Genomic DNA, 26,096 nt, shown 5'->3' with positions numbered 1-26,096 from the left:
GCGCCACTCTATCATCGCGGGTCGCGCGCGGGCATCGCGGGGGATCTCCCGGCCGAGCGTGCGCCGCGCGGTGGCCGAGCGTGCGCTGCGTGGCGGCCGGGCGCGCGCCGCGCGAGGGCACGCGCCATGGCGACGACGAGCGGGCTCTCGGACTGGAGGACGAGAGCTCCTCCAGCCAGCTGCCCCTCACGCCTTGAGGCTGGCGAACGCCTGGGCGATGCGCGGAGCCGCGTGCGGACGGGCGTACATCCGATCCATGTAGGCCCGGAGCTGCGGGAAGCCGTCCAGGAGGTGGATCTCGTTGGCCCAGTCGAGGGTGTAGGCCATCACGAGATCGGCGACCGTCACGCTGTCGCCGACGACGAACTGCCGCTGATCCATGTGCTTCTCCAGCACGTCGGCCATGGCCTTGAAGTCCTCGCAGGCGACGGGGATGTCGCCTGGCTGGCGTTTGTCCTCCGGATACAGAAACTTGTGACGCGCGATGCGCCACAGCGGCTGCTCCAGCTCGGTCGCCGCAAACAGCAGCCATTGGTTGACCTTGGCCCGCTCCCTCGGGTCCGTGGGGAGCAGGCCCTTCTCGGGGTACTTCTCGGCCAGGTAAAGCACGATGGCAACGGACTCGGTGAGCACGAGGTCGCCGTCGACGAGCACGGGGAGCTTGCCGGCAGGGTTGAGCTTGAGGAACTCGGGGCGGCGATTCTCGCCTGCCCGGAGGTTGACCTGGACGGTCTCGAAGTCCACGCCCAGCTCCTGGAGCGCCCAGCGCACACGGATCGAGCGGGTAGGAGCGAACTCATAGAGCTTCATCGATGCCTCCCTCCTCAGCCGCGCGCCGCGGCTGGTATCGTTGCTTCTGTTTACTTACGTCCGGCCCTGCTGTGTTTTGAAATGAACGGTGTCGGCCAGCAGGTGAATGGCCGAGTGTATAGCCGCACCTTGCGACGAGTGTCAACGGACACATTCGCGGTGCGCAGACGGCCTCTGCGCCGCATTTCGGTGGCCTGGAGCCAGGCTCAGCCGGCGTCAGGCGCTCTTGCCATGCCATGCCCAGAACCAGCGTGGCTATTCTTCAGAAAGAGGAAGGAGACGATGCAAAGAATCAGCTCCGAGATCGCCTCGGAGGCCCAGATACCGGTCAGGGAGAACAGGCGGGAGGCCAGCAGCAGCACCGGCAGCTTGACCAGGAGGATGCCTCCGAGGGTGAGCAGCAGCGCCTCCCTGGCCCGGCCGACCGACTGGAACGAGGCCGCCGTGACCATGGCCACGCCGGTAAGCGGGTAGGAGAGCGCCAGCAGCCGCAACGCGGTCTGCCCTTCGGCGATGATCGCGCTCTCCTTCGAGAGCAGGGCGATCAGCGCAGCCGGCATCACCAGGCAGACGCCGCAGACGAGCGATCCATAGACGACCGCGGCGCCAAGGGAGAGCCGGATGGCCTCCCGTACCCGCTCGAGCTTCTTCTGGCCGAAGTTGTACCCCACCAGCGGCTGCATCCCCTGGACGATGCCGGTGAGCGGCGCGAGCAGCCCGGAGTAGAGCCGGCCGACGATCGCGAACACGCTCAGGGCGCTGTCGCCGCCGATCAGCCTGAGCAGGTTGTTGGTGACGACGGCGATCAGGCCGACGCTGGCGCTCTTGATGAGCGAGGGGGACCCGACCGTCACCACCTCGATGATGATGGGCCAGTCCGGCTTGAAATAAGACGCCTTGATGCGATAGGAGCGGTTCTTCCTGAAAAAGAAGAAGTGGACGCCCATGCCGGCCGAGGTGGCCTGGCAACAGACCGTCGCCAGGGCGGCGCCCGAGACGCCCATCTGCAAGACGATGATGAAGAGCCAGCACAGGGCGATGTTGACGCAGATGGGGATGATCCACTGGGCGGTCGAGTACCTGGCGTTGCCGTCCGCCCTGACGATCGCCGAGTAGCCGGTGCCGGCGATCGCGCCGAGGAAGATGATCCGCCCGTACTCGATGGCATAGGGCGCGATGCTGTCGGTGGCCCCGAGCAGATGGACGATCGGCTCGATGAAGACCGAGCCCAGGACCGTGATGGTGATCGCCGCCGTCCAGAAGATGAGGAAGGTGTTCGCCACCGTTCGGGAGGCCTTCTCGACGTCCTGCTCGCCGAGCGCCCGGGAGACCACCGAGGCGCCGCCGGCCCCGACGGTCGTGGCGACGGCGCCGAGGGCGATCAGGACCGGCGAGATGATCGAGGCCGCCGCCGCGGCCAGCGAGTTGACGCCCACGGAGAGAAAGTAGATGTCCGTGAGGCTGTAGATGGCATAGACCAGCAGCGAGAGCGTTGTCTGGGACGACATCTCCAGCAGCAGCTTCCCGACCCGCTCGGTCCCCAGACTTTCAACCCTGGAGCTCTCGCCCATGAGCGTTCAGTTCGCGCTCAGCCAGGCCATGTGTTCGCCCATCCACTGCCTGGAGAGGTCGAGGACGGAGTCGGTGTCGTAGTTGCGGTAATAACACTCCGTGTTCATGACGAGGGCGAGGTGCAGCGAGTAGAGGCGGCACCTCCGCTCTTCTTCGAAGGTGAAGGAGGTCTTGCCATAGCCGCGCATGCTGCTGTTGATGCCCTCGGAGGAGAGCAGCCGGAACTGGGCCTCCATCAAGGGATCGGCCCAGAGCGCCCTCTCGAAGTCGATGATGCCGGTGACCCTGCCTTCCTTGACGAAGACATTGGGGTTCCAGACGTCCCAGTGGACCAGGCGGGGCGTGGCGACCTCCTCCAGCGCGGGGGCGTGCCTGAGAACGGCGGCGCGGATCTCGTCGTAGCCCTGGTCATACACAACGCCTTTCCGGGCGCCGTCTTCCAGCACCGACTCCATGATCTTGATGAACGCCTCTCTCCAGGTGCTCGCGCGCAGGTCCGGGTTCCCATCGTAACCAAAATAGGTGCCGGTGAAGCCGTTGATCTCCCGGACGATCTCGCCGATGTGCAGGTCGATGGACGCCTGCGCCTCGGGGGAAAGGCTCGATTTCACGTGCTCGAGGTTGTCCCCGGCGACCTTCTCCATGAAGAAGTAGTCCGAGTCGCACAGGTCGCGAGCGTCATCGAAATGGTAGATCTGGGGCACCGGGATGGCCGGGTTTCGCCGGACCAGGCGCATGGCGGCGACCTCGGTGGTCATGATGTTCTTCTCATAGAACATGACCTCCGCATCTCTGGGCGGCGCGATCTTGAGGATGACCTCCCGGCCGTCGGCGAGCCGGACGCTGTAAGCCGCATTGAACCAGCCGTCTTTCAGCTCGACCACGGCGCCTTCGCCGTCCGCGAGCGCCATGCCGTCAAAGGCCCTGGCGACCATGGCGGCGATCTGCGGGCGTGACTTTGTGTTCTTGGTCTTGCTCTCCACGGTCTTCCTTCGTCGATTGGCGGCCCTTGTGATGAGCGAAATGGCGTCCATTGTGCTGGATCCTGGGAAGCTGTCAAGTCACGACCTGGAGTGTGCCGGTGCCCGGAGCAGGAGGGGCAGGAGGGACCAGAGACGCCCGCGTAGCCGGCGGGGGCTCACGCAGGTTATCGTGTTATCCTGCGCCCTATGCCGACATACGATGCCGAGGAGAGCTGGAGTCGCAGGGAGCTCACCATGCGCGTCAACGCGCCCTGCGCTCGTCGCATCTTCTGCGGTTCGTTCCTGGTCGCGTCCGCCCTCGCGGCGGGCCATCTCCTCGCAGGCTGCGGCGGGAGCACGCCCGGCCCGAGCGCGGCGATCGGACCGGCGCCGACGGGGCCGGCGGAGCCCCAGCCGGTAGAGGATCGGCGGACGTTCGCCGAGCGGGCGCCTGCACGGACGCGTTTGCTCGCGCAGATCGAGCCGAAGGCTCTGCCCGCCGCCGACGTCAGCGCGCTGCTCGGATGGGGCGCCGCGCGGTGCGGCGTGGACATCGAGCGGAGCATCTCGCGGGTTCAGATCGCCGTCGCCGAGCCAGCGGAGATCCGCGCCGACATCCTGGGCTCGCTCACGATCGAGGACGTGGGCTGTCTCCTCGAAGCCGAGCAGGACGGCGAGAAGCTCCGCGCCGGTCCGCTCGAGATCGTCCCGCTGCCCCACGGCGGCGTGCGCGTCGCGACGCCCGCCGCCCTCGCTGACGGCCCAGGCGCGAAGGAGGCGCTCGCGCGGCGGCTGGATGAAGCGCTCTCCCGCAGCGGCGCCGCGGTGGTCGCCGACCTCGGGTCCACCGATGCCGCGATCGAGCTCGTCGCGACCGTGACCGATCACCTGGAGGCGAGGCTATCGTCGCCCGGTCGCTCCGACGCGCCGCTCGCAGGCGCACGGCTCGCGGAGGCGCTGGCGACCGCGCGGCAGAGCGGGACGGCGGGCCTGGAGGCGCTCGAGATCGCGGCCGCTCCTCCCGACGGCTTCGTCCTGAGGATCAAGATCGCGACGGACGTCGCGCGCGCCGCGGGCACGGCGCTCGCCGTGCGGCGGCACGTGATCGAGTCCTTCAAGGTGCCTTCTGGGAGCATGAGCCCGACCGTGATCCCGGGCGACCACCTCTTCGTGCTGAAAGACAAGCGTGGCGAGCGGGCCGGCCGGGGCGACGTCATCGTGTTCCGCTCCCCAGCGAACCCGAGCCAGCGCTTCATCAAGCGGATCATCGCCACCGGCGGAGATCGCGTTCAGATCGACGAACGAGGCCTGCGGATCAACGGTCGCCTGGTGCCTTCGGAGCTCGTCGACGCAGAGCACGTCATCTCGGGAGACGACGGGCAGATCCAGGCGCTCTGGCAAGAGACCCTCGACGGGAGGCGCTATCCGATCTTGCGCACCCCCGGCGTTCCGGCGTCGAGCGCCCCGATCGATGCGACGGTGCCTCGAGGGAGCGTCTACGTCATCGGCGATAACCGGGACAACTCGCATGACTCGCGGCATTTTGGCCCCGTGTCCGTCGAGGCCATCGAAGGGGTCGCCGCCGTGATCTACTTCTCCATCGACACGAACGGCCTGGGCCGCTGGGAGCGCATCGGGCTCGCGGTGCGGTAGGGGGCTCCTCCGAGGCGCCTCGCCGACGCGACGCGCACCTGATTCAGCGTCCGCGGTAGGTCGGTCCGCGGACGTCCTCGAGCAGACCCGGGCGCGTCGACGAACCGGCGTTCAGCAGCCCACGACCGAGCGACCGAAGAGCGCGATGTCAGGCGTCCGTTGCAGCGACAGGTTAGCGGACCTCCGGTGCAGCGGATGTATTGGAGTTACATCGTTGAAGGTCAGCCCGTCGCAGATCCGGTTCGAATTGCCCACCACGAACGAATCCTCGGCAGAGCGATGTCGACGAAGTACGCATCTTCCTCGGCGTGCCTGGCTTCGGCATCACGCTTCATTTGCGCAGCATTCATCGGGTCCGGCTCGAGCTCGTGTCTGTGGATTCCCCCGAAAATCCGAATGATCTCGGGGTTGGGCCCTGCCAATGCCCACCCCTTGAGGACCTGCAACAGCTCGTGCCGAAAGGTTTCGTCGAGCCGGTCGAGTACAGCGTCGATGCCCTTGTCAACAGCCACGTCGAGGTACGCGTCGAGCGCTTCCCCCATGGTGATGGATCCTTCGTCCCACCGTGCGCGTACGGCGGCCACGCACACGTCGACAGTCGCGTCTTGAAGGTCCTGCAAAAGCCTGTTGTAGATTGGCACTTGGACGTCGCCTTCACGTATCGGGAGGTGGCACGGAGGTCCGCTCAACGCCGTTGCGATGTGCTGCCGGCGTCCGACCGACGAAGGAGGGAGGTCGACGGTCAACACCATCGCATTGCTGCGCAATTGGGTGATCATGAGGCTTGATCGCGCGCACGGTGCCCTTCACGGCTCGCCCGCAAAGGAGCTCACCGCGGGAGCGAGCTCTGGCGGTGGAGCAGCAGCGAGCCCCGTGGGAGACGCGTCCGCAGCCGCCTGCGTCTTCCTGTACTCCTCGGCCGCTGGAACGAGCAGGAACGTCACGAGGCCGTGAAGCCTCTGGACGGCGTCGCGGATTTCCTCGAGCGTGACGCGGAAATACTCTTTGCGATGGTTCACCATATTGACCCGGCGAGCCGCGAAGGCACGATGGAGCTTGCCCTCCAGCGCTGGCGCGTCCTCGGAGTAAATGATCGCGTGCACATCGAACGGGAACGGCACCGACGCGTCGCCGAGCTCTTCGACACGCTCGAGCGGCTCCAGCCGGCGTGTCATGCCGATCTTGTAGATGCCGTCACCGAACGAACCGATGTTCGACAGCACGTAGACGTGGCCGGACTTCGTCAGCTGCGCGCGCGCGATCGCCTTCGCTTTCCGATCGAGCGCGTCCTTGAGGTCGGTTTCGAGGCGGTTCACGAGGGCCTCGAGCTTCTCGTGCTGCTTCGCCGTCGCGGCCCGCGCGAGTTCCGCCGAGGCCGCTTCGACTCCCGCTGCCTCGATCCTGGCTGCCTCGGCGGCCGCAGCGGCGTCCACGGCGGCGAGCTCCGCGCGCGCCCGAGCGAGCGCGGCTGCCGATCTGGCTTCCTCCTTCTCGGCATCGGCCTTGGCGCGATCGATCTCCTCCTGGGCCCTCTGCTCCTCGCGCATCTGCTCCTTGATGCGCTTTTGCTCTTCCTTCTCCTGCTGGACCTTCTCGCGGTGCTCGTGCACGAGGTGCAGCTCGGCGAGCTTCAGCTCGAAGTACCGACGCGAGATGAAGACGCGCTGGACCTCGCCGAGCTTGTTGATGTCGTCGTAGGCCTTCGTGATCCGCTGTTCCAGCGTCGTGACGTTGTCATACCGAACCTTCGCGATCGCAGCGTCGCATTCACCGTTGAAGGCGCGCAGCATCAGCTTCGACTGCTGGCGGATCATCTTCTTGCCCTCTGCTGCGCTACCACCGACGGACCACTTCGTGTCGCACGGCGCCGCCTTGTCCTCCTTGATGAGCATCTGCTGCTCGTCGCGCGTTCCCTTGAGGCGGGCGGTGTATTGTGCGGACGACTCGAACCCATACTTGGGCGCGTAGAAACCGAACGACTGGATGTCGAGAGCCTCCTCGATGGACCGAAGCGCTCGATCCGCGACGTCGAACTCCGCCTTGGCGCGCACGATGTCGCCTCGGATCCGCTCGAGCTCGTCGGGATCACGCGCCGCCGCCCTGAGTGCCTCCTGGGCGGCCCGGAGCTCTCGATGCGCTGCGGTGGTCGAGTCCTGCGCTGATTTCGCCTCGGCTTGCGCCCGGGCGAGATCGCTCTGAGCGGCCCTCAACTCGGCGCGGAGCTGTTCCAGCTCCCGTGCGGCCGACGGCAGCGACTGCCCGGCAACGGGAGCCGCGAACGGCGGGGATTGCGCGGGCGGCACCGAGACGAGTGCTGGTCGGGCCACAGCCGCGGGCTGCGGCGCTGGCGCCGTCATTGACGAGGGTACACGCTGCGACGGCGTTGGTTGAGGCGATGGCAAGGTAGGGAGCCAGACCACCACGCCGAAGGACCCCTGATTCGAGTGGGACGGCGGATCGAGTTGCGCCTGACAGGCCACGTGGGCTCCGTACCGGCCATATAAACTAGCGAAGACGGGCTTCCACTGAAAGGCCAGCTCGCGCGGCAGATAGCCAACCTTCCCACCGAGCATCCAGACGATGATGGCGTTCGGGTCGTGCGGATTTTGCGGATCGGGTAGCAGCCATGCTTGCATGAGTGCGTCCGTTCGACCGTGCACGGCCGAGACTACTCGTCGCATCTGGTCCGGGTTATATACCTCGCCGACGACCTCATGGCGCAGGCACCTTGGGCCAGCGATCCATACGGCGCGTTGAGCGTCCACGATCTCAATCGAGTGCGGGATAGCCAGGTCGTCGAAGGGCTGCATCCAATGTGCTCCATCCATGAGAGGTCGGAATGTCTACCCCTGTTTCGAAGGCGAGATCGGCGAGCTTTTCCGCGGAAGCGGCCTCCGGCTCCTCGAGGCGCTTCCGATTCGTGTCGAAGATGTCGACCGTCGATCGACGGCAACCCATGGTGCGCCGCGAAAAGGGACAGCACGATCGGCCGGCCTTGCTCACCGCTCGAGCGCGCGACGAGCTGCGCGCCCAGCTCGACGCCGTCGCGCGGCGGCGCAAGAAGGGGCTCGCGCGGACCACGATGATCTCCATCCACATCATCGACCGCGGCCTTCTCGGCGTCATCAGCCCCGCTTGACCGCTGGCCGCCGCCTCAGCGCGGAGCGCCTTGCGCTCCGACCCCGCCCCGTCGTTCCGCCCCCCACGCATCGTGGAAAGGTAGCGTACCTGACGCTTCCCCCGCCTTGTCAAGGAGACCAACGCGTGCTCGTGCGGGCTCCACACCCGGACGACGGCGCGAACGGGCTTTCGATGCCCCACCCGCCGAGCCGAGAAAGCGGCCCTGTCGCGCGCGGTTTGCTCCGTGCCCTCCCACCGTCACCGCCCTGAGCTGCGCGAGGTCCTGGCGTTCGCCGCCACCCCCCTGACGATGCACGAGATCGCCGCAGCGCTTGCGCTTCCAAGGTCGACGGTTGCCACGCGGGTCTGCCTCGTCGCTCGCTCCCTCACCCGCCGGCTGAGGTGGCGGCGATGATCCGCGCCGCGCAGCGCGCCCCCGCGAAGGCGCTCCGCGGAACTCCCTGCGCCCGCGTCCCGCGCGGCGCCGCGGGTCGCCCTCCCAAGGAGGCCCCATGCGCGAGGCAGCCGACCCGCGCCGCCGCCACCGCGCTGCCGCGGCGGTCGCCGGCCTCGGGTCAGCCGATGCTGCGATCGAGCTCGTGTCGAAGCGCCTCCACGGAAACGTGCGATACCTGACCCGTGTCCCGCGTCGCTCTCATCTCCGACCTCAACCGTGCCTTCGATGCCCGGGCCGACCCCCGCAACGTGGCCATGATCCGGCGTCGCCATGCGTTCTGGGCCGAGCTCTCCCGCCTTCATGGCTGGGATCTCGCGGTCTGCGACGTGGCTCTGCTCGACGCGCCGCAGGGGGTCCGCGGCAGTGTGTCCTGGGTCGATCTGCCGATGCTCCCGCGCGCCGCCTACCAATCCGTCTTCGCTCGGGCGGTTGCTGCCGGTGCCGCGTGCGTTCTCGACCTCCCCGACCATGTGGAGCGGGTCCTCGGGCTCGATCGATTCCACTCGGTCCTCACGAACGCCGGTGTCCCCACGCCACGCACCGCGTTGCTGCCCGTGGACGCCGCCGTCGCTGCCGCGATCGACTCTCCCGCGGCCGTGCGCCGTCTGTTGACCGAGGCGATCTACGGCGCCCTCTTCGATGCGGAGATCGATCCCCAGGCCGGGGTCTTCGTCCGCGGCTTCTACTCGTCGGCCAAGTCCGCCAACCCCGAGCTCTACTACGGCAACAACCAGGCGGATATCGAGGCCACGGTCTTCGAGGTGGTCCGCCGCCTGCGTGTCGCTCTCGATGTTGGTGGCCTCGCCTTGCGCGAGCACCTCGACCTCGAGCGCATCGAGCTCGCCACCCTGCCCGGAGACCGCAACGCCATCCGGGTGCCCTTCGAGGTGCGGCTGACGGTGCTGGGTGGCCGTCTCCTCATGGCCAGCTACCACGGCCCCTTCGAGGTTCTCATCGACGACGCGCGCCGGCACCTCTCCGATGAACTCACTGCCAGGAGCGAGGTGGTGCAGCGGGCGATTCGCGACCTTGTCCCAGCGCTCCTCACTGCTGATCTTCCGGCGAACTACGTGGCTGACGTAGCCTTTGCTCGAGGCGGCCAGGCATTGGTTCTTGAGCTCAACCCACTCTATGCCGCGGGCTACAACGTGCCCTCCGCGCACGCCCTGCTCGTCGCTGCGCTCGGCGCCGACCTTGCGCACCGCGCCGGGTACGCAGCGCTGCCGTGGACCGAGATCCTCGACAGCGCTGCGACACTCGCCGGCGAACGTGTTGAGCAGAGCCCGGCGGTATGGCTGCTCGGGTAGTGGCCGACCCCTCGCATCCTGTTCTGTCGTCGTAGGTGAGTGCCTCCGGCGTCACCCCGCCATGCTACAGCGATCGCCCAACGTCCGGCGTTCAGCTGCGAGCGCCAGAGGGAGACGCAGAACACCGAGACCGCCCGGCTAACGACCAGCATTCACCCGACGGGGCGCGCTGCCGAGCACTGCTCGGCAAGGCGCCCCGTCGGATGCAGCGCCGAGTTAGGTCAAAGCCATACGACAAGAAGCTGACTCGATCATTTGACCCCTCAGAACGGAATATCGTCGTCTTCAGCTGGTGGCGGCGACGCGGACACGGGGCGCGAATAGCGAGTCGCCGCGGCTGCCTTTCGGCGACATTTCTGGCAACCCTTCTCCCCGGTGTCAATATCCATATCCTGCAACATCAACCAAGAGCCGCACTGTTTGCACAAAGGAACATCGTAGTGCTTTCTGCCGCACGAGCCACAAAACTGGTCGCCTCCAAACGGGCGACCGCAGCCCTCGCATGGATACGTCAGCTGGTTGCCGCACTTCTTGCAAAATGAGTCCGTGGTGTCGGCAATAACGCATGGTGCTCCGTAGTATCCCCGTTCCGTCCACTGGGCGGCCTCGCACTTAGTGTTTGTGCACAGGGCGGTTGAGGGCTGCTCGGGCACGATGGTAGAAATCTCAAAACGCTTGAGCGCGCGCCGAAACGCATTGGCGCTTTCATATCGTTCGTCGAGTTTCGACTGACACGCCTTCTTGATGACGGCGCGCATAGGGGCAGCCACGCCTGGAAGATCCTTGTCCAATGTATCGACGTTGATTCGGTTGTGTCCTGCAAGCATTTCAAACAAAATTACTCCGGTCGCGTAGAGGTCCGATCGCGGGTCGGCTTCGCCTCCGGCATGTTGCTCAGGAGGCATATAGTCCCACGAGCCGACTCGTCCACCTTGGCCTTCTGCAGTAACGCGTGTAAGTCCGGCGCCGCCCTCGAGGCTTACCCCCACCGAGAAATCGATCAGGTACACGTGTCCTGTCGACTGAACGAGGATGTTTGCCGGTTTTACGTCGCGATGGACAATCTTAGCAAGGTGCGCCGCGCTCAGCGCGCCAAGAACGTGCGATGCGTACGCGACCGCTCGTGAGATATCAAGACGACGATCCCTTTTGATTACATCTTCGAGCGTCTCTGCGTCGATGAACTCCATGACGGTGTACGGTACGGTGCGCTGGCCGAGATTCAGCTCGCCGCGAGTGAGCACAACTGGGAGGGACGGATGGCTCACGCGTCCCAGGAGTCTTGCCTCACGCTCGAACCGCTTTCGAAGAGCCGCACTCTTCGTAGCGATGGGGTTGTCGAACACTTTCACAGCGACATCGCGGTCAAGCGATGCTTGGTGGGCTCGGAAGACCGTTCCTGACAACCCAGAGCCGATTTTTGCCTTCAATTCGAATCCCCTCGAACGGAAGGGCTCGATATACTCGACAGGCAGCTGCTCGGCCATTGTTCTGATCCTATCATATGCGTGTGAGCCGCGGAAGCGTGCGAACGAGACGCGAAGGCGGAGGGCCGATGCGGTGTGCACGTGTCCGACGTGCTCCCACCCAACTCCTCGCTTTAAGATCGTCCGTCACAGGATGCTGCTCGTCGACGGGCCTGACGAACTGCTGCTCTGCTGCGGATCGAGTTGCCGCGCGGAGCACGGCGGCTCGACTCGTCACCAGCAGCGGCTGGTTCGGCGGTCAGTCGGATCGCTCGAGCGCCGCAACGCGCTCCCGCGCCGTCAAGTCGGAGGACGAGGCGGCTCGGGGTCGACGGCACCGGGGAGGCGGGCCCTCGATGCGCGGAGGAGGCGCGCGGCGGTCGCCACCCCGTCGCCATCGGCTGCGTCCGCGATCATGCGCTCGGCCGTGGACGGGCGCGGCCCCGGACCCGCTCGTCGTTGCGGCGTGTGGTGCCGGCGGTCCGCGTCGAGGCGCCCGCGCGGTACTCGGTGAACTCCACAAGGTCGGGCCGCTCGCGGATCCGCGTCCAGTACTCGACCCTGGCGTCCTCGTCGATCTGGACGACGCCGCCGTAGAGCTTGTCTGCGCCGTCCTTGCGTGGGCCGGAGACCCAGTATGCCTCCCGGGTCTCCTCGTCGATGCAGTTGTACTTGTATCCGCTCCCCGTCTTGGCCAGGTGGCGGCCGCGGTAATGGTACGTCCGCCCCGATCGGGAGAGCTCGACCCAGCCGATGCGACCGTCGCCGTCGAGCCCGCCGGACTTGTTCTCCACGTACATGATCCGGCGCATGGCGACCTCTCTCCTCCGTTTCTATCACGACTCGAACGAGCGCGCCCGGGCGTCTCCTCCCGTCCGGCGGAACGACGAGAGCCCGGCGAGCTCGGACGGGCCGCGCGGTCAACGTTCGTGCAACACCGCCTCCAGCCGGTGGCCGTCGGGGTCGCGAACGAAGGACGCATAGTAGCCGGGTTCGTAGTTCTCGCGAATGCCGGGCGGTCCTTCATCGACACCGCCCTTGCTGAGGGCTTCCGCATGGAAACGATCGACCGCCTCGCGACTCGGGGCGACAAAGGCGAGGTGGAAGCCGCGACCGGGAGCCTTCGCGTCAGGACCGGACGCGACGATGGCGAAGGGCGGCTCAGCTTCGTATCCCTCGGGCCCGTACCCCACGCTGCGGGCGTTTTGCGAGAGCCGGACAAAACCGAGCGGCGCCAGACAGGCGTCATAGAACTCCGCAGCACGCTCGAGGTTCTCGACACCGACCGAAACGTGATCGAACACGAAGACTCTGGCGTCCTTGGGCATGGGTACGAGGTACCTCTTGCGGTCCTCTGCGGCAAGCGAGAAGGTGCAGGAGGCGCTGCACGAACGCGCCGGAGAGACGGGTGTCGAGCAGACATCCGAAGACCGCCGAGGACACGATGCGCCTGGTGCTCGCCGACGAGCGGCTCCGCTCGACGAGCGGGGCGCCCCTCAGTCGAGGCCTGCGTCGTACAGCCTGATGACCTTGTTCATCGTCTGGCCCGCTCATCGGCCCGCGGCTCTGCCGCCGCGTGTAGCGCGGCCCGCAGCAGCCGCGGGTTGGGCTGCGTCAGTACTTGCGGGAAAAGGCACGCTCGACCCACGCCTGAATCTCCTCGTGAGAGCTCCCCGGGCCGGGTCGATCCGTGCCCGCGACGCGGCCGCGGATGTCGGCCATCGGCTTCGAGCAGTCGGTGACGCGTGAGATGCGTCCCGCCTCGAGCTCGACCTCGAGGACGTGGGCGTATTTCCACGCCGGGTGGAAGCCCATGTGAACATAGAGCTCGCGCAAGAAATCGCGCGCGAGGAGCAGGCCGCCGCTGAAGGGGACGTGAAGTCCGACGCCAACGTAGGCGGCCGTGAATCCGAAGGGCATCTTCGGCTTCTGTGACACCTTGTCCAACAAGGGAGGCGCTTCGCCTTCCAGCGCGACGTTCAGGCCGTCGAGGTACAGGGCGTTGTCGCGAATTTCATAGCGACAAACGAAGCCACGCCAGCACGCAGTGCTCGCCGAGCGAACGCGAAGTCCATGGCTCGCCGGGTCGAACAGATCGCCGCCGTTCACGCCCGCCAGGCTCCAGTCAGCGCCCGCATAGGCGACGATGTCATTGATCTGCGCGGTCATCCAAATCCTCTGTCTGCCCAGCTCCGCTTGCTGCCGCGCGCACGTGGGCGGCAAGCGGAGTCGGGCAACTCACTGGTGGTCCGGGTTGCCATCACGTAGATCCTCGATCTGACACGCTGCCAGGGCTGGCGCTGCTATTTCTCGCCCTCGGACACCTCGGGTGGTCCGGACCGCGGAGCGGTTCGGGAGGAGGCGGAGCCGCGTGGACCGGCGGGGATGCCAGAGGCGGAGGCGGACTGGGCCGACAGGGCGGCGCTTCTTCCTGAGCAGCGCGCTCGGGCGGCGGTGAAGCCTGCGCGGATGCAGCCGGAGGCCGAGCGGGCGCAGGCTCCGGAGCTGCGCGCACGGGCGCCTCCGACAGGTCAGGCCCGCGGCCCGGCCAGGACGGCTCGGGCTCTCGGCCCCGTGCTTCCGTGCGGATCAGCGCAGCGCGTGGGTGCGGGTCATCCGGTTCGCGAACGTCGACAGCGTGTAGGTGCCGATACCGACGATCACCTCCAGGGCCTGCTCCGCGGTGAAGCCCGCGCGGAGGAAGGCGTCGAGATCGGCGTCTGGCACCTCTCCCCGCTCGCGCAGCGTCGCCTCGGTGAACGCCGCGAGCGCCTGGAGGCGCGCGTCGGGCGCAGGCCTTCGCTCGAACAGCGCCGCGGCGACCTCGGGGGAAGCCCCCGCGCGGAGGAGCAGCCCGCGGTGCATCGTGCGGCAGAGATCACAGCCGTTCTCGCCAGCGACGACCATCACCACGACCTCGCGCTCGACCGGCGAGAGCGTGGCCCCCTCGAAGACCGAGAGGAGCTCGTCGAAGGCGCGCACCAGGAGCGGCGACGTCGCGAAGCGCGCGGAGGGCAGCGGCAGGAAGCCGAACTTCCGCGAGGTCCGCTCCAGCGCGGGGCGGGCCGCCGCGGGCGCCGTGTCGAGCGTGTGCGCAGGAAAGTGAGGGGAAGCAGCGGTCTGGCTCATGCGGGTGTCTCCTGAATTGGTTGTCTATGCAATTAATTGGTCGTGAAGAAGGCGGCGCGGAGGGCCTGGATCCTTTCAGCCCTCGGGCTCGAGGTTCGCGAGGATGCGCTGCAGCGTGCGCCGGGTCGTGAGGAGATCCTCCTCCGGGATGCCGGCGCGCAGCGTGTCCACGAGGGCCATGGCCTCGCCCGACAGGGCCTTGCGCAGCGTTCGCCCGCGCGCGGTGAGGTAGACGAGCCGCGCGCGCCGATCCGTCGGGTCGAGCCGGCGCTCGACGAGCCCGTCGCGCTCCATGAGCGCGACGATCCGGCTCATCGTGGGCACGTCCCGGAAGGTGCGCTCGGCCAGGTGCGTCTGCGTGACGCCCTCCTGCTCCCACAGGCGGACGAGGACCATCCACTGCTCGGGCGTGATCTCGACGCCGTGCGCGCGGAAGCGCCGGTACATCGCGGTGCGGGAAGCGAGGTAGACGCGCGCCACCCAGTAGCTGAGCGCGTTGTCGAGGACGATCCCCCCTTCGGCCGTGAACTGGTCGCGCATGATGGCCCAGCATACAGCGAAGGATTTGGTTGTCAATGCAACTAAAAACGTGATGCGCAGCACGGCCCGAGCGATGCGAGCCGACCAGCCTCTCGAGCGACATGGCTCTCAGCGCGCCGCGAGCTGGGTCTCGAGCAGGTGCACGAGCACGCCCCGCCGCTCGTACATCGACGCGTGCGACGGAAACGATCTCCCCGACTGGGCCAGAGGACGGAGCTCCGCGTAGATGGCGTCCCTGGCGATCGGCTCGACCTGGAACGCCGAGCTCGTGGCCGGCAACAGGTAGCGCGGCACCGCGGCCGGCCCGGCATCCCTGGAGACGAGCAGATCGCGCACCACGTCGTCGCGGGTGATGAACTCCGCCCACGCGGCGGCCGCGGCATTGCAGGCTGGATCGCCGGAGCATCCCTTTCGCCGCACGAAGGCGTCGGTGAACAGGAGGGGCGTGGCGCTGGCCCCGAGCGGGATCGTCGACACACGCAGCCCCGCGACGGGCATGCCCTGAGCCTTCATGAGCGCGACGGTCCGATGCAGGCGCTCGCTGAATCCCCAGTACCCGATCGCGCTGCCCTTCACGAACTCATCGACCGGAGCATCCTGCGTCTCGTCGTACGTGCCGTCGATGCATGGGTTGTTGTCACCCTTCCGACAGAGCTCGGCGAGCTGCTTGAGCGCCGCTGTGCTGGCGGCCTCGAGGGGCGGCTTCAGGGCATTGCTCAGGGCCGCTGGATTCGTGGCATCGAGCCCGTTGTCGACACGTGCGTCCAGGTAGAGGGCGGGTAGATCCCAGCTGCTCACGAAGTTCCCGAGCAGGGGCTTCCCGCTCTCGCGCGCGGCCTTCACGAGGCCGACGATGCTGGAAGCGGCATCGAGCTTCTCGGATCTCGTGACCAGGAAGAACCCGCAGGTGAGATGGGGGACACCCCACCAGGCGGGCTTGCCGCTTCCGTCGATCTCGGTGCTGCCTGACCTGGCTGCGGCGAGGTAGTCCCGCTCCGGCACCGAAGGCCACGGCTCGAGGACGTCCGCGTCGATCAGATCTCCCAGAACCACAGTGTCGATCTCGACCAGATCGTAGCGACCGGACGCAAGCCATCCGGCGAGGCGCGTTGGATTGTGGTAGCTGTCGTCGGACTTGACGAGGCGCAGGTCGAGATCGATCGCCGCATGCTCCGATTCGAACCCGTCCTCGATCATCTTTCGCAGGGACGCGAAGGCATCGCCGGCGGCGTCTGGAATCCAGGGGACGAGGGCCACGCTGAGCTTCGTACGGCCAGGCTTGCCGGAGGAATCGGCCGACGAGGCCGCCGGAGGCGCTGTGGGGGGCGGGCAGGGCATGTTGGCGGCGGAGGTGCCAGCCACGCCGCCGCAACCGGCAGCGGAGAGCGCGAGCACGGCGAACTGCAGACAGGCGCTCGGTCGTCGGAGCATGGTCATGTCGTCCATGGACGGAGGCGCTGGCACGGCCTCGCGCGTGCGTGAAATGAAGCCGTTCAGGGGGCACCCTGGGTCGCACGAAGCTCCCGTACGAGTCGCTCGATCATGAATCTCGATTCGTGCCACGAGGTATCGCTCCGGCTGAGCGCGGAGATCCGGTCCAGGAGCTCGTTCATCTCGGGCAACAGCGCGGCCGCATCCCCTCCAAGGGCGGCGACCGCGCGCAGCCAGCTCTCGAGCCGATAGGCAGCAAGCCGAGCGTCGAGCCGTGGACGCGACGCCGCAAGGACCGGCGCCAGCGGATGTTCATCGCCGCTGCGCGCGAGCGCCTCCACCGCCAGCCAGCGCACCGTGAACAGCTCGTCGGAGAGCGCACGACGGAGCGCCGGCGCCTGCTCGGGACACGGCGCAGCGCGCGCGAGCACGCGGGCTGCGGCGAGCCGCACGATGGGCTCCTTGCTCGCGAGCGCGTCGGCGACCGTACCCAGAACCGGCCGGGAGACCACCCCGGCCTTCTCGAGGGCGGAGAGGGCGGCTCGCTGGACGTCTGGACTGGCCGCAGATACCCAGCGTGCCACGCACTTCACACCACGCTCGGTCGGGGCGACCGGCGGCAGCCGCCGTCCGAGCGACACCCGACATGGAACCGGGCGGCCCCACGCCCCGGCGAGCGCGAGCAGGAACCGCTCAGCCTTCGTCTCTTCCCCGGAGAGCCGCTCGATCGCCGCATCGATTCGCGCCCGATCCTGGGCAAGCGTCTCTCTGAAGGCTACCTCCGGGTCGCCGTGGTGAGGCATTCATCCTCCTCCCCAGGAGCCGCGCTCGCCCAACGTCGCTGCCTCGGTGACGTCGACCTGCCCCACGAGGTGTCCCCGCTCGCTACCGCCTGAAGAACGACGCCTGCTGGAAGCGCAGGCCGGCCAGGATCTGATCCACCCGTGCGTCGGACAGCGACCCGATCCGCTCGCCAAGGCGGGCCTTCTCGACCGAGGAGATCTGCGACACGACCACGACGCTCTGCCTGGGGAGGTTCCCTTCGCCCACATCGAGCAGGACATTCCCAGGCTCGTTCGCCCGGTGCAAGTTCGACGTCAGCGCGCATACGACCACGGTCGCGATGCGCGAGTGGTTGAAGACGTCGTCCTGGACCACCACATGGGGATGGGAGTAGCTCGGGACAGGCCCCCGCGAGTCGTCGGGCCCTATCCAGAACACATCGCCGCGATCGATCCGCGCCGAGCGCGTGCCTGCCGGTTCTCCTGCTCCTGCGTCCGTCTTCATGTGCCTCGCGCGTCGGCAGGAAGGATGGTCCGTGGCGCACCTCGGCGCAACCCGCTCGCGCGGCACGATCTTCCCAGCCCACCACGGGATCTGCCGAGGTGGCGCAGGCACATCGACCGCGCCGATCCATCGGTTTCGGCGTCACCGGGCCCTCCCCGCCCACCCGTGAGCTCCGCTGAGGGCTCATCTTGGCACAATCTGCTCCAGGCTTGCCGGGTGTGCGCGTCTTCCCAGGACAAACAGGCGAGTTTTCGGCGCAAAAGCGCTCTGGCACGCAGGCTGCTAATCCCTGGCATCATGAGAACATCAATTGTCTTGGCGACCGTGCTCATGTCGGCTCTCGCGGGGTGCAGCTCGAACGATGGAGGCGGCACCGGCGGTGGTGGCCCGGACCAGGGAGAGGGCGGCTCGGGCCCGGGAGGGGGCGGCGGGGCCGCCGAGTGCTTCGAGAAGAAGGCTGGGTGCGTGCTGCCCTCGGACGCGGCGCGGATCGAGAGCCCGGTCGTCTCGGAGGAAGATCAGGTGTTGCTGACGCGCAACAACGCGAGCTTCGCGCTTGACCTCGGCCGCGTGCTCCCCAGCGCGAACGGGAACGTCGTCTACTCGCCTTACAGCATCTCGACGGCGCTCGCGATGACCTACGCGGGCGCGCGGACCACCACGGAGCAGGCGATGGCCGCGGCGATGCGGTTCGAGCTGCCGCAGGAGCGGCTGCACCCGGCGTTCAACTACGTGGATCTCGAGCTCCACAAGCGCGCCGAGGGCTCGAGCAACGTCCAGGGAGGCGGCTTCCGGCTCCACACGGCCAACGCGATCTGGTCGCAGATCGACCTCCCGCTCGAACAGCCGTTCTTGAAGGTGCTCGGCGAGAACTATGGTGCGCGCGTGCGGCTCGCCGACTTCGGTGCCCCGGACGAGGCCGAGAGCCTCATCAACGCGTGGGTGAAGGACCAGACGGAGGGCATGATTCCGGAGCTCCTCAAGAAGAACGTGAACTCCGACACGCTCGTCGTGCTCACCAACGCGATCTACTTCGACGCCGCGTGGCAGACGCCGTTCAAAGAGGACGCGACGAAGGCCGGGGAGTTCCAGCGCGGCGACGGCACGAGCGTCACCGCCCAGATGATGCACGGCACGCAGGAGACGCGCTACGGCGCCGGCGACGGCTGGGAAGCAGTGGAGATCCCCTATGCGGGCACCCCTGTCTCGATGTACCTCGTCCTGCCTGCCGAGGGGAACGCGGACGCGCTGGCGGAGTCGCTCGACGGCGAGGGGCTCGAGACGATCATCGCCTCGACGCAGTCGCGGTCGGTCGATATCACGATGCCGAAGTTCTCGTTCGGCACCTCGGCCTCTCTCAAGAAGGCGCTGACGGATCTCGGCATGGGGGCCGCCTTCGGCCCCGGCGCCGACTTCTCGGGGCTGCTCCCGGTCGAACCGGGCGAAGATCTCTTCATCCAGGACGTCATCCACAAGGCGGTCATCGACGTGGACGAGGCCGGGACCGAGGCCGCGGCGGCGACGGCGGTCCTCATCGGCGCCACGGGCTCGGGCTACTTCCCCGAGCCAGCGGAGATCGTGCTGGACCGGCCGTTCTTCTTCTTCATCAGCGACCTGCCGACGGGGGCGCTCCTCTTCGCGGGGCGCGTCAACGATCCGACAGCGCACTGAGGAGACGTGAGGCAGGCGGGATCTTCATGACGCCTTCAGTGGAAGCTCGACCTCCTCGGTGCGCCAGGCTGCATACGTGAGCGCCGCCAGCACATCGTCCTTCTCGACGTACGGGTAGAGATCCAGCACCTTCTCCACGGAGTGTCCGGCCGCCAGCAGTCCCAGGATCGTGCCCACCGTGACCCTCATCCCACGGATGCACGGGCGGCCTCCCATCACTGCGGCGTCCTGAGTGATCCTTGCGAGCAGTTCCGTCGCCATGCCCTGGAGGTTACCCTGTCCTCGGACACATGGCACCGGCCCAGCTCGCTCCTTCGGGAGAGGAGCGCGCGCCGGGGCTAGTCCCTCGTGAAGGCCGAGAGGCGGCGCAGCAGCCCCGAGAGCTGCGGATACATGTCCCGGTAGATCCCCAGCAGCGCCGCGTAGCGTTCCCGGCGCGCGGGATCGGGATGGAACGTCGCCGTGGCGCTCCCGCGCATCGCCTTGGCGGCCGCCTCGATGCTCCCGGCCAGCCCGGCGCCGGCGGCCGCGCACATGGCGGCGCCCAGACAGGCGGCCTCGACCGTCTCGGACCGCTCGATGGCGACGCCCGTCGCATCGGCCATCACGGCGCACCAGAGGTCGCTCGCGGCCACGCCGCCGACCGCGGCGAACTCCGCGACCTCGATCCCCGCCGCGCCCCGCATCAGGTCCAGCACCAGCGCCTGCTCCAGCGCGACGCCCTCGATCAGGGCGCGGTAGACGTGGCCGCGCCCGTGCGCGTCCGTGAGGCCCAGGATCGCGCCGCGGGCGTCGGGATCCCAGTGGGGGTTCATGGCGCCCTCCCAGTAGGGCAAGAGCAGCAGGCCGCCGCTGCCGGGCGGCAGCGACGCCGCCTCGGCCTCGAGCGCGGCCATCGCGGCGCCGTCGCGCGGATCGACGCCCAGCTGGCGGCGCAGGTACCAGTCCGAGAGCAGCGCCCCGCTGCGCAGGCTGCTCTCCAGCACGTAGCCGCGGCCGGAGGCGCTGGTCATGGTCCGCCACGCCGGGTCCTGCCGCGGCTCCTGGGAAAAGACGCCGAAGACCACCGCCGTGCCGAGGTTCAGGTAGGCGCGCCGCGGGTCCAGGGCGTCGACGCCGAGCCCGGCCATCTGGCCATCGCCGCCGCCGGCCAGCACCGGCGTGCCCTCGCGCAGGCCGGTGGCCGCCGCTGCGGCCGCGGACACCGCGCCGAGCGGCGCGCCGGGAGGGAGCGCCTCCGGCAGCCGGTCGGGCGTGATGCCGGCGGCGGCGCAGAGCTCCTCGGACCAGCGGTGCGCGCCGATGTCGAAGAGCGCGAGCGGGTCGGCGCTCGCCCAGCTGGTGCGGGCGCGCCCGGTCAGCGCCTGCGCGAGGTAGGCCTGCACGTCGCAGAAGAGGGCGGTGCGGCGGTGGGTCTCCAGCTCCTCGCTGGCCAGCCAGGCGATCTTGGGCAGCGCCGGGCCGAAGTCCGCGGCCTTGCCGGACAGCGCCCTCAAGCGGTCTTGCCCGATGCGGTCGATCACGGCGCCGAGGTGCCCGCGCGCGCGGCCGTCCAGCCAGAGCATGGCGGGGCGGAGCGGCTCGCCGTCGGGACCGAGGCAGGCGAAGGTCTCGCGCTGGTGCGCGATGGAGAGGCCCGCGATGCGGCCCGGGTCCACCGCGGCGGTGACGCCGGAGACCGCCTGGCACAGGGCGGCCCACCAGTCCCGGGGATCCTGCTCGAACCGGTCGGGGGCGGGCCGGGCCAGCGAGAGCGGCGCCCGGCCGGCGGCGTGCAAGCGCCCCTGGACGTCGAAGGCCGCCGCCTTGGCCGCGGTGGTGCTCAGGTCGATGCCGAGGACGAGGTCGGCCCGCATGGCGCCGTCAGCGCCCCGGAACGCAGGATTGACAAGCGATCACGGGCGCAGACTACAGTAGGGAATCGCGCCGGCACAATCGTCCAGCGCGGCCCTGCCGGGGAGCCGGCGGCGTCTTGAAAGGGAGCCTGGAACGGTGCGCGCAACCTTCATTCACGGGATCCGCGATGTGCGGCTGGGCGAGGTCGAACCTCCGCGGCCGCGCGAGGGCATGGTGACGATCCAGGTCGCGGGCTGCGGGATCTGCGGCAGCGATCTGCACTACTACCTGGAGGGCGGGATCGGCGCGGCGCAGGTCCGGGACCCCTTCGTGCCAGGGCACGAGTTTGCCGGCTGGGTCGTCGACGACCACCCGGAGCTGGGCCTCTCGAGGGGGCAGCTCGTCGCCGTCGACCCCGCGCACGCCTGCGGCCGCTGCGAGTGGTGCCACCGCGGCCACGTGAACCTGTGCCCGCACGTGGAGTTCCTGGGCGCGCCGCCGCTCCACGGCGGCATGGCGGAGCGGCTGGCGGTGCGCCCCGACCAGGTCGTTCCGGTCCCCCGCGGCTTCTCGGTGCGGAAGGCCGTGATGCTGGAGCCGCTGGGCGTCGCCGTCCACGCGATCGACCTGGCGCGGCCCCACCTGCAGGAGACGGTGCTGGTCCTGGGGTGCGGGCCGATCGGCCTGTGCCTTGTCCAGCTCGCGCGCCTGGCCGGCGTCGCGCGCGTCTTCGCGGTCGACCCCGTCGCGTACAGGGCCGAGGCCGCGCGCCGGCTGGGCGCGCACGACGCGGCGCCGAGCTTCGCGGCCGTCGCGGAGTGGACGGGCGGCCGCGGCGTCGACCTCGTGCTCGAGGCGACGAACTCGCCCGAGGGCTTCCACCACGCGGCCGAGGCCGCGCGCATCGGCGGGCGGATCCTGCTGGCGGGCATCCCCGACGGCGACCGCTACGCGCTGCCGGCGGCGCTGTGCCGCCGCAAGGGGCTGAAGATCAAGTTTTCCCGCCGCATGGGGCACGTGTACCCGCGGGCGATCCGCCTGGTCGCCGAGGGGGCGGTGGACGTCGAGTCCATCGTCACCCACCGGTTCGACCTGTCCGAGGCCGAAAAGGGCTTCCGCCTGCAGGCGGATTGCCAGGACGGCGCGCTGAAGTCGATCATCGTTCCGGACGAAGGCGACACGCCGTTCTGATCCGGGTCGTCGCGCTGGATCTCCGGACGGAGGGAGCGCGGCTGTCATTCTTCCTTCGCCCCCTGTCACACGAGCTAGACCCGCTTCGTCATCGACGGTGAGCGCGGGGTCACAGGAGCAAGGCGCCGGTCGCTCGCGTGACGGACAAGGGAGAAAGACATGAAGATCGTGGTTATCGGTGGAACCGGTCTGATCGGGAAGAAGCTCGTACGCAGGCTCCGCCAGCAGGGCCATGAGGTCGTCGCGGCGTCGCCCTCCACGGGCGTCAACTGCCTCACGGGCGAAGGGCTCGCCGGAGCGCTCGCAGGAGGCGAGGTCGTTGTCGATGTGGCGAACTCGCCGTCGTTCGAGGACAAGGCGGTCCTCGACTTCTTCGAGACCTCAGGCCGCAACCTGCTCGCCGCCGAGGCCGCCGCGGGCGTCAGACATCATGTGGCGCTCTCGGTGGTCGGCACCGATCGAATGCTCGTCAGCGGCTATTTTCGGGCGAAGATGGCGCAGGAGGCGCTGATCATGGCCTCCGGGATCCCCTACACCCTCCTGCGGGCCACGCAGTTCTTCGAGTTCATGGACGGGATCGCGCGCTCCAGCGCCGACGCGGAGCGGGTCCGCCTCTCGTCGGCGCACCTGCAGCCGATCGCGTCCGAGGACGTCGCCGAGGCCCTGGCCGACGTCACGCTCGGGGCGCCCGTGAACGGCATCGTCGAGGTGGCCGGCCCGGAGAAACGCCCGCTCGCCGAGTTCGTCGGCAAGTACCTGAGCGCGAAGAAGGACCGCCGCGAGGTGATCGCCGACGCGGAGGCGACCTATTTCGGCGTCCGGATCGACGATCGGTCGCTCACCCCAGACGACGGCGCGCGCGTCATGCCGACGCGCTTCGACGACTGGCTCGCCCTGTCGCCGGCCGGCGCGGCGTGAGGCATCGAGTCTGTGAGGTGTAGTCAGCGCCGTTCGAGCGGCTTCACGACGAGCGCCCCGGTCTTGACATAGCGCTCGTAGACGACACGCAGCTCCGCGTCGTTGAGCCCCTGCTCGTCGTCGACGATGTAGACCCCGCGCTGCGGGTCGCGGTAGACGTTCGCCTTGAACTCCTCCCAGCTCATGATTTCGTCTCCGTTCGGCGTGGACTCGCCAGCTTCGGACGAGGAGGAGGGATCCGTGGCGCCGCAACCGGCGAGCGCGAGCGCCACCACGGGCACGCAGAGAAACACAGAGAGCGAGCTCCCGATGCGGCTCCTGGGCAGACGCCCCGAAGACGATCCTTGATTCATTGAAACCCCTTTCGCGGTCAGGTCACACGTTGTTTCAACCAAGAGAATCCTGCCAGCGGCGATTCGACATCCAGCGCCGCCAGCATCTGGTATATTTACACAGGAATCGAGGGACATGGAAGTCCCATGCGGGAGCTGCAGGGGCAGCTTGATCGCCGCCGGCGGGGGATGGCGTCCCGGCGGCGACTGCGCCTTGCGAGCCAGGAGGAGAACGTCGAAGGCGTCTGGCATGCGACATGAGCCGCGACGCCCCGGGGCGACCCGCGCACGGCCGAACGCAACTTTTTCTACGCGTCCCGCCTCCTTGCTGGAAAAGCGAGCCATATCAAGGGCTTGTCCATGCGTCGAAGGGGTCGACTCCGCTCCGGGGTCTGCGGGGTGGCGACGAGGTGATTTTCACCCGCTTCCTCTGTACCCTCCTCGTTCGCGGGGAGGTCTTCTCACGATGCTTTCGCTGCTCATCGTCCCTGGCTACAGCGGCTCCGGCCCCCGCCACTGGCAGACGCTCTGGGAGCAGAAGCTCTCCTTCGCGCGCCGCGTGGAGATGCCCGACTGGGATCACCCTGACCGGCGCGCGTGGGTCGAGGCGCTCGACCGGGCGGTCACCGCCAGCGCTGAGCCCCCGGTGCTCGTCGCGCACAGCTGCGGCGTCAGCACGGCGGTCCACTGGGCGGCGCTGGGCGCGCGACCCGTGCGCGCCGCGCTGCTCGTCGCGCCGGCCGACACCGAATCGCCGAGCTACCCGCGCGAGGCGTCGACGTTCCACCCGTTGCCCAGCGGCAGACTCCCGTTCCCGTCGATGGTCGTCGCGAGCTCGAACGACCCGTACTGCACCCCGGAGCGAGCCGAAGCCTTCGCGCGCGCCTGGGGGAGCCGCTTCATCCATGCGGGGCCGTGCGGGCACATCAACGTCGACGCCGGCTTCGGGCCCTGGCCCGAGGGCGAGCGGCTCCTCGCTGCGCTGATAGGCGAGCCCGTCTCTCGGGTGTTTCGCGCTTGAGGCGGCGAGCGCCGTCTCAGCGGTTCTCGGCCTGGGCCGGGACCTCGAGGCGCAACGCCCATGCCTCGTACGCCGGCACGCCGAGCGCGGCGAGCGAGGGGAGGATCACGCGGTCGATCCGCTCGTAGAAGGCGCGCGCCGCGGCCGGGCGCGAGGGGATCCCGAGGTTCGGGCCGGAGGGCGGCGGCGCGTCGGGCAAAGGGTCGCCGTCGGCCCGCGAGGCGCCGGCGTGGATGCGGTCGTAGTGCGCGAGCGAGAACGCCAGATCGGCGGCGAGCCAGTCGCGCTCGTCGTCGGTGAGGCGCGGAAATACGAGGCGCGCGAGCGCCCAGCCGAAGCGGTCGTGAAGGATCTCGTCCCGGAGGAGGGTGCCCACGACCACCTGCAGGCAAGGATCGGTGGTGTGCTGCTGGAGGACGTCGAGGATGCCGACGGACGCGGATTCGCCCACGCAGAACATCGATGCTGTCCACCGGGCGACGAAGAGATGGGCCGGGAGGCCGCTCCGCGGGAGCTGGAGATCCGAGGGGACGAGGGTCGCTCCGTGGTTGCCGCCGAGCGCCTCGGCCGCGCGCGCACACAGCTCGGTGTGGCGAGCCTCGTCCTGGAGGAGGCGCGAGGCCGCGGTCGTGACCTCCAGGGGCAAGCGCAGCTCGGCGAAGCGGGCGATGAGCTCGCCGAAGACGATCATGGAGCGGTATTCGGCGACCGCGCGCGCGGCCCACGCCTGACGGGCGATCTCGACGTCGGCCGGCGGGAGCGACGCCGGGTCGAGGTGGTCCCACGGGGGCGCGGGGTAATGGCGATCGAGGAAGCGGCGGTGGAGCGTCGCGAAGAGCCGCTCGGTCGTGCCGAGAGGGAACGCGGTGTTCATGAGGGGATGCGGCGCGGCCGTCGGCGAGCGAGGGGGGCGGCGGGGGATGCCGCTCGCGTCACGGCTTCGTGCGCGAGGGCGTGTTGATGTGCACCGGCGACGTGGGCGGCGGTTGGCCGGGCGGAGGATGACCCACGGTCGCGGAGGACGACGCAGGGGGCACCGTCGGCGGCCCAGGCGGGGGCGTGTTCACGTCCACCGGCGGCTTGGGGGTGGCGTCGCTCGGATTGGCCTGCGGTGCTTCCGGCGGGGTCGCGGAGGGCGAGGATTCAGTGGGCGCCGCGGTCGGTGTCGGCGGGACGTGGTCGATGGGAGCCCGTTCGTTGATCGTGTGATCGGGCGCGGAGCTCCCGCCGCACCCGGTGACGAGCGCGGCAGCCGCCAGGAAATGGGCGCGAACACGGGCGAGGCGCTGCGGGTCGAGGGGCATCCGGCGAGCCTAGCGGGGCATGGGGGGGGTTGGGAAGCGTGGAGACGGCCTTGGCTCTCCGCCTCGATCCGGGGGAGCGCCGTCACGTC

The 26,096-nt window shown here is 68.6% G+C and carries 26 protein-coding genes; 7 read left to right on the top strand and 19 right to left on the bottom strand.

Translation table 11 applies throughout. The annotated features are described in order from the left end of the window. Positions 1–186 precede the first annotated feature (186 nt). The 3 genes from WMF19_RS30795 to WMF19_RS30785 form a co-directional block, all read right to left on the bottom strand. Complete coding sequence (locus tag WMF19_RS30795; RefSeq protein ID WP_437893647.1) at positions 187–810, bottom strand: glutathione S-transferase family protein; 624 nt, start codon at positions 808–810, stop codon at positions 187–189. A 206-nt stretch (positions 811–1,016) separates the two neighbouring features. Continuing rightward, positions 1,017–2,381: an MATE family efflux transporter gene (locus WMF19_RS30790; RefSeq protein ID WP_437893646.1), complete on the bottom strand. Its 1,365-nt coding sequence runs from the start codon at positions 2,379–2,381 to the stop codon at positions 1,017–1,019. A gap of 6 nt (positions 2,382–2,387) precedes the next feature. Beyond that, positions 2,388–3,365 carry a phosphotransferase family protein gene (locus tag WMF19_RS30785; protein ID WP_437893645.1) on the bottom strand — a complete coding sequence of 326 codons (978 nt, stop codon included), beginning with the start codon at positions 3,363–3,365 and terminating at the stop codon, positions 2,388–2,390. 186 nt (positions 3,366–3,551) lie between these two features. Here WMF19_RS30785 and lepB point away from each other — a divergent pair, with 186 nt between their 5' ends. Then, positions 3,552–4,997 (top strand): signal peptidase I, encoded by a 1,446-nt coding sequence (gene lepB, locus WMF19_RS30780; RefSeq protein WP_437893644.1) that lies wholly within the window; start codon positions 3,552–3,554, stop codon positions 4,995–4,997. Between the two features lie 221 nt (positions 4,998–5,218). Here lepB and WMF19_RS30775 read toward each other — a convergent pair whose 3' ends face one another. Together WMF19_RS30775 and WMF19_RS30770 are read right to left on the bottom strand one after the other, a co-directional pair. Beyond that, the gene (locus tag WMF19_RS30775) at positions 5,219–5,776 is read right to left on the bottom strand and encodes a hypothetical protein (RefSeq protein ID WP_437893643.1); all 558 of its coding nucleotides are present in this window, start codon (positions 5,774–5,776) and stop codon (positions 5,219–5,221) included. Positions 5,777–5,803: 27 nt separating this feature from the next. Further along, a complete protein-coding gene (locus tag WMF19_RS30770) occupies positions 5,804–7,807 on the bottom strand; it encodes a DUF4041 domain-containing protein (protein ID WP_437893642.1) in 2,004 nt (667 codons plus the stop codon). Between the two features lie 110 nt (positions 7,808–7,917). Here WMF19_RS30770 and WMF19_RS30765 point away from each other — a divergent pair, with 110 nt between their 5' ends. Both WMF19_RS30765 and WMF19_RS30760 read left to right on the top strand, forming a co-directional pair. After that, positions 7,918–8,136: a hypothetical protein gene (locus WMF19_RS30765; protein WP_437893641.1), complete on the top strand. Its 219-nt coding sequence runs from the start codon at positions 7,918–7,920 to the stop codon at positions 8,134–8,136. Positions 8,137–8,756: 620 nt separating this feature from the next. Continuing rightward, a complete protein-coding gene (locus WMF19_RS30760; protein ID WP_437893640.1) occupies positions 8,757–9,881 on the top strand; it encodes an ATP-grasp domain-containing protein in 1,125 nt (374 codons plus the stop codon). A 263-nt stretch (positions 9,882–10,144) separates the two neighbouring features. Here the strand turns inward: WMF19_RS30760 and WMF19_RS30755 are convergent, their stop codons facing one another. From WMF19_RS30755 to WMF19_RS30715, 9 genes are all read right to left on the bottom strand, one after another. Continuing rightward, positions 10,145–11,368 (bottom strand): protein kinase domain-containing protein, encoded by a 1,224-nt coding sequence (locus tag WMF19_RS30755; RefSeq protein ID WP_437893639.1) that lies wholly within the window; start codon positions 11,366–11,368, stop codon positions 10,145–10,147. A gap of 392 nt (positions 11,369–11,760) precedes the next feature. Beyond that, positions 11,761–12,159, bottom strand: coding sequence for a 1-deoxy-D-xylulose-5-phosphate synthase (locus WMF19_RS30750; protein WP_437893638.1), 399 nt, complete (start codon positions 12,157–12,159; stop codon positions 11,761–11,763). 108 nt (positions 12,160–12,267) lie between these two features. Beyond that, positions 12,268–12,651 carry a VOC family protein gene (locus WMF19_RS30745; RefSeq protein WP_437901696.1) on the bottom strand — a complete coding sequence of 128 codons (384 nt, stop codon included), beginning with the start codon at positions 12,649–12,651 and terminating at the stop codon, positions 12,268–12,270. 310 nt (positions 12,652–12,961) lie between these two features. Then, positions 12,962–13,516 carry a hypothetical protein gene (locus WMF19_RS30740; RefSeq protein ID WP_437893637.1) on the bottom strand — a complete coding sequence of 185 codons (555 nt, stop codon included), beginning with the start codon at positions 13,514–13,516 and terminating at the stop codon, positions 12,962–12,964. Positions 13,517–13,936: 420 nt separating this feature from the next. Further along, a complete protein-coding gene (locus WMF19_RS30735; protein WP_437323405.1) occupies positions 13,937–14,476 on the bottom strand; it encodes a carboxymuconolactone decarboxylase family protein in 540 nt (179 codons plus the stop codon). A gap of 75 nt (positions 14,477–14,551) precedes the next feature. Beyond that, complete coding sequence (locus WMF19_RS30730) at positions 14,552–15,016, bottom strand: MarR family winged helix-turn-helix transcriptional regulator (RefSeq protein WP_437893636.1); 465 nt, start codon at positions 15,014–15,016, stop codon at positions 14,552–14,554. 108 nt (positions 15,017–15,124) lie between these two features. Further along, positions 15,125–16,447: a hypothetical protein gene (locus WMF19_RS30725; protein ID WP_437893635.1), complete on the bottom strand. Its 1,323-nt coding sequence runs from the start codon at positions 16,445–16,447 to the stop codon at positions 15,125–15,127. 62 nt (positions 16,448–16,509) lie between these two features. Continuing rightward, complete coding sequence (locus WMF19_RS30720) at positions 16,510–17,250, bottom strand: HEAT repeat domain-containing protein (protein WP_437893634.1); 741 nt, start codon at positions 17,248–17,250, stop codon at positions 16,510–16,512. Positions 17,251–17,332: 82 nt separating this feature from the next. Continuing rightward, positions 17,333–17,734, bottom strand: a complete 402-nt coding sequence (locus tag WMF19_RS30715) for a type II toxin-antitoxin system PemK/MazF family toxin (RefSeq protein WP_437893633.1) — start codon at positions 17,732–17,734, stop codon at positions 17,333–17,335. Positions 17,735–18,064: 330 nt separating this feature from the next. On the opposite strand from WMF19_RS30715, the gene WMF19_RS30710 reads away from it, so the two are divergent. Further along, complete coding sequence (locus WMF19_RS30710) at positions 18,065–19,405, top strand: serpin family protein (RefSeq protein ID WP_437893632.1); 1,341 nt, start codon at positions 18,065–18,067, stop codon at positions 19,403–19,405. Between the two features lie 24 nt (positions 19,406–19,429). On the opposite strand, the gene WMF19_RS30705 is transcribed toward WMF19_RS30710, so the two are convergent. Together WMF19_RS30705 and WMF19_RS30700 are read right to left on the bottom strand one after the other, a co-directional pair. Continuing rightward, positions 19,430–19,666: a DUF433 domain-containing protein gene (locus WMF19_RS30705; RefSeq protein WP_437893631.1), complete on the bottom strand. Its 237-nt coding sequence runs from the start codon at positions 19,664–19,666 to the stop codon at positions 19,430–19,432. Positions 19,667–19,743: 77 nt separating this feature from the next. Continuing rightward, entirely contained in the window at positions 19,744–21,261 is a 1,518-nt protein-coding gene (locus WMF19_RS30700) for a xylulokinase (RefSeq protein WP_437893630.1), read from the bottom strand. A 136-nt stretch (positions 21,262–21,397) separates the two neighbouring features. On the opposite strand from WMF19_RS30700, the gene WMF19_RS30695 reads away from it, so the two are divergent. Then, entirely contained in the window at positions 21,398–22,432 is a 1,035-nt protein-coding gene (locus WMF19_RS30695) for a zinc-dependent alcohol dehydrogenase (protein ID WP_437893629.1), read from the top strand. A gap of 159 nt (positions 22,433–22,591) precedes the next feature. Continuing rightward, a complete protein-coding gene (locus WMF19_RS30690; protein ID WP_437893628.1) occupies positions 22,592–23,350 on the top strand; it encodes an SDR family oxidoreductase in 759 nt (252 codons plus the stop codon). Positions 23,351–23,373: 23 nt separating this feature from the next. Here WMF19_RS30690 and WMF19_RS30685 read toward each other — a convergent pair whose 3' ends face one another. Continuing rightward, complete coding sequence (locus tag WMF19_RS30685) at positions 23,374–23,535, bottom strand: hypothetical protein (RefSeq protein ID WP_437893627.1); 162 nt, start codon at positions 23,533–23,535, stop codon at positions 23,374–23,376. Between the two features lie 613 nt (positions 23,536–24,148). Between WMF19_RS30685 and WMF19_RS30680 the strand changes: the two genes are divergently transcribed. Beyond that, the gene (locus WMF19_RS30680; RefSeq protein WP_437893626.1) at positions 24,149–24,703 is read left to right on the top strand and encodes an RBBP9/YdeN family alpha/beta hydrolase; all 555 of its coding nucleotides are present in this window, start codon (positions 24,149–24,151) and stop codon (positions 24,701–24,703) included. A gap of 16 nt (positions 24,704–24,719) precedes the next feature. Here the strand turns inward: WMF19_RS30680 and WMF19_RS30675 are convergent, their stop codons facing one another. Next, a complete protein-coding gene (locus WMF19_RS30675) occupies positions 24,720–25,577 on the bottom strand; it encodes a hypothetical protein (protein WP_437893625.1) in 858 nt (285 codons plus the stop codon). Positions 25,578–25,635: 58 nt separating this feature from the next. After that, positions 25,636–26,007 (bottom strand): hypothetical protein, encoded by a 372-nt coding sequence (locus WMF19_RS30670; protein ID WP_437893624.1) that lies wholly within the window; start codon positions 26,005–26,007, stop codon positions 25,636–25,638. Positions 26,008–26,096: the final 89 nt, after the last annotated feature.

Origin of the sequence: Sorangium sp. So ce124 (assembly GCF_051525235.1) — a bacterium.
In the GTDB taxonomy this organism is placed as follows: domain Bacteria; phylum Myxococcota_A; class Polyangia; order Polyangiales; family Polyangiaceae; genus Sorangium; species Sorangium atrum.
The sequence above is the reverse complement of the archived record's forward strand: the minus strand, read 5'-3'. Positions and strand labels throughout refer to the sequence as shown.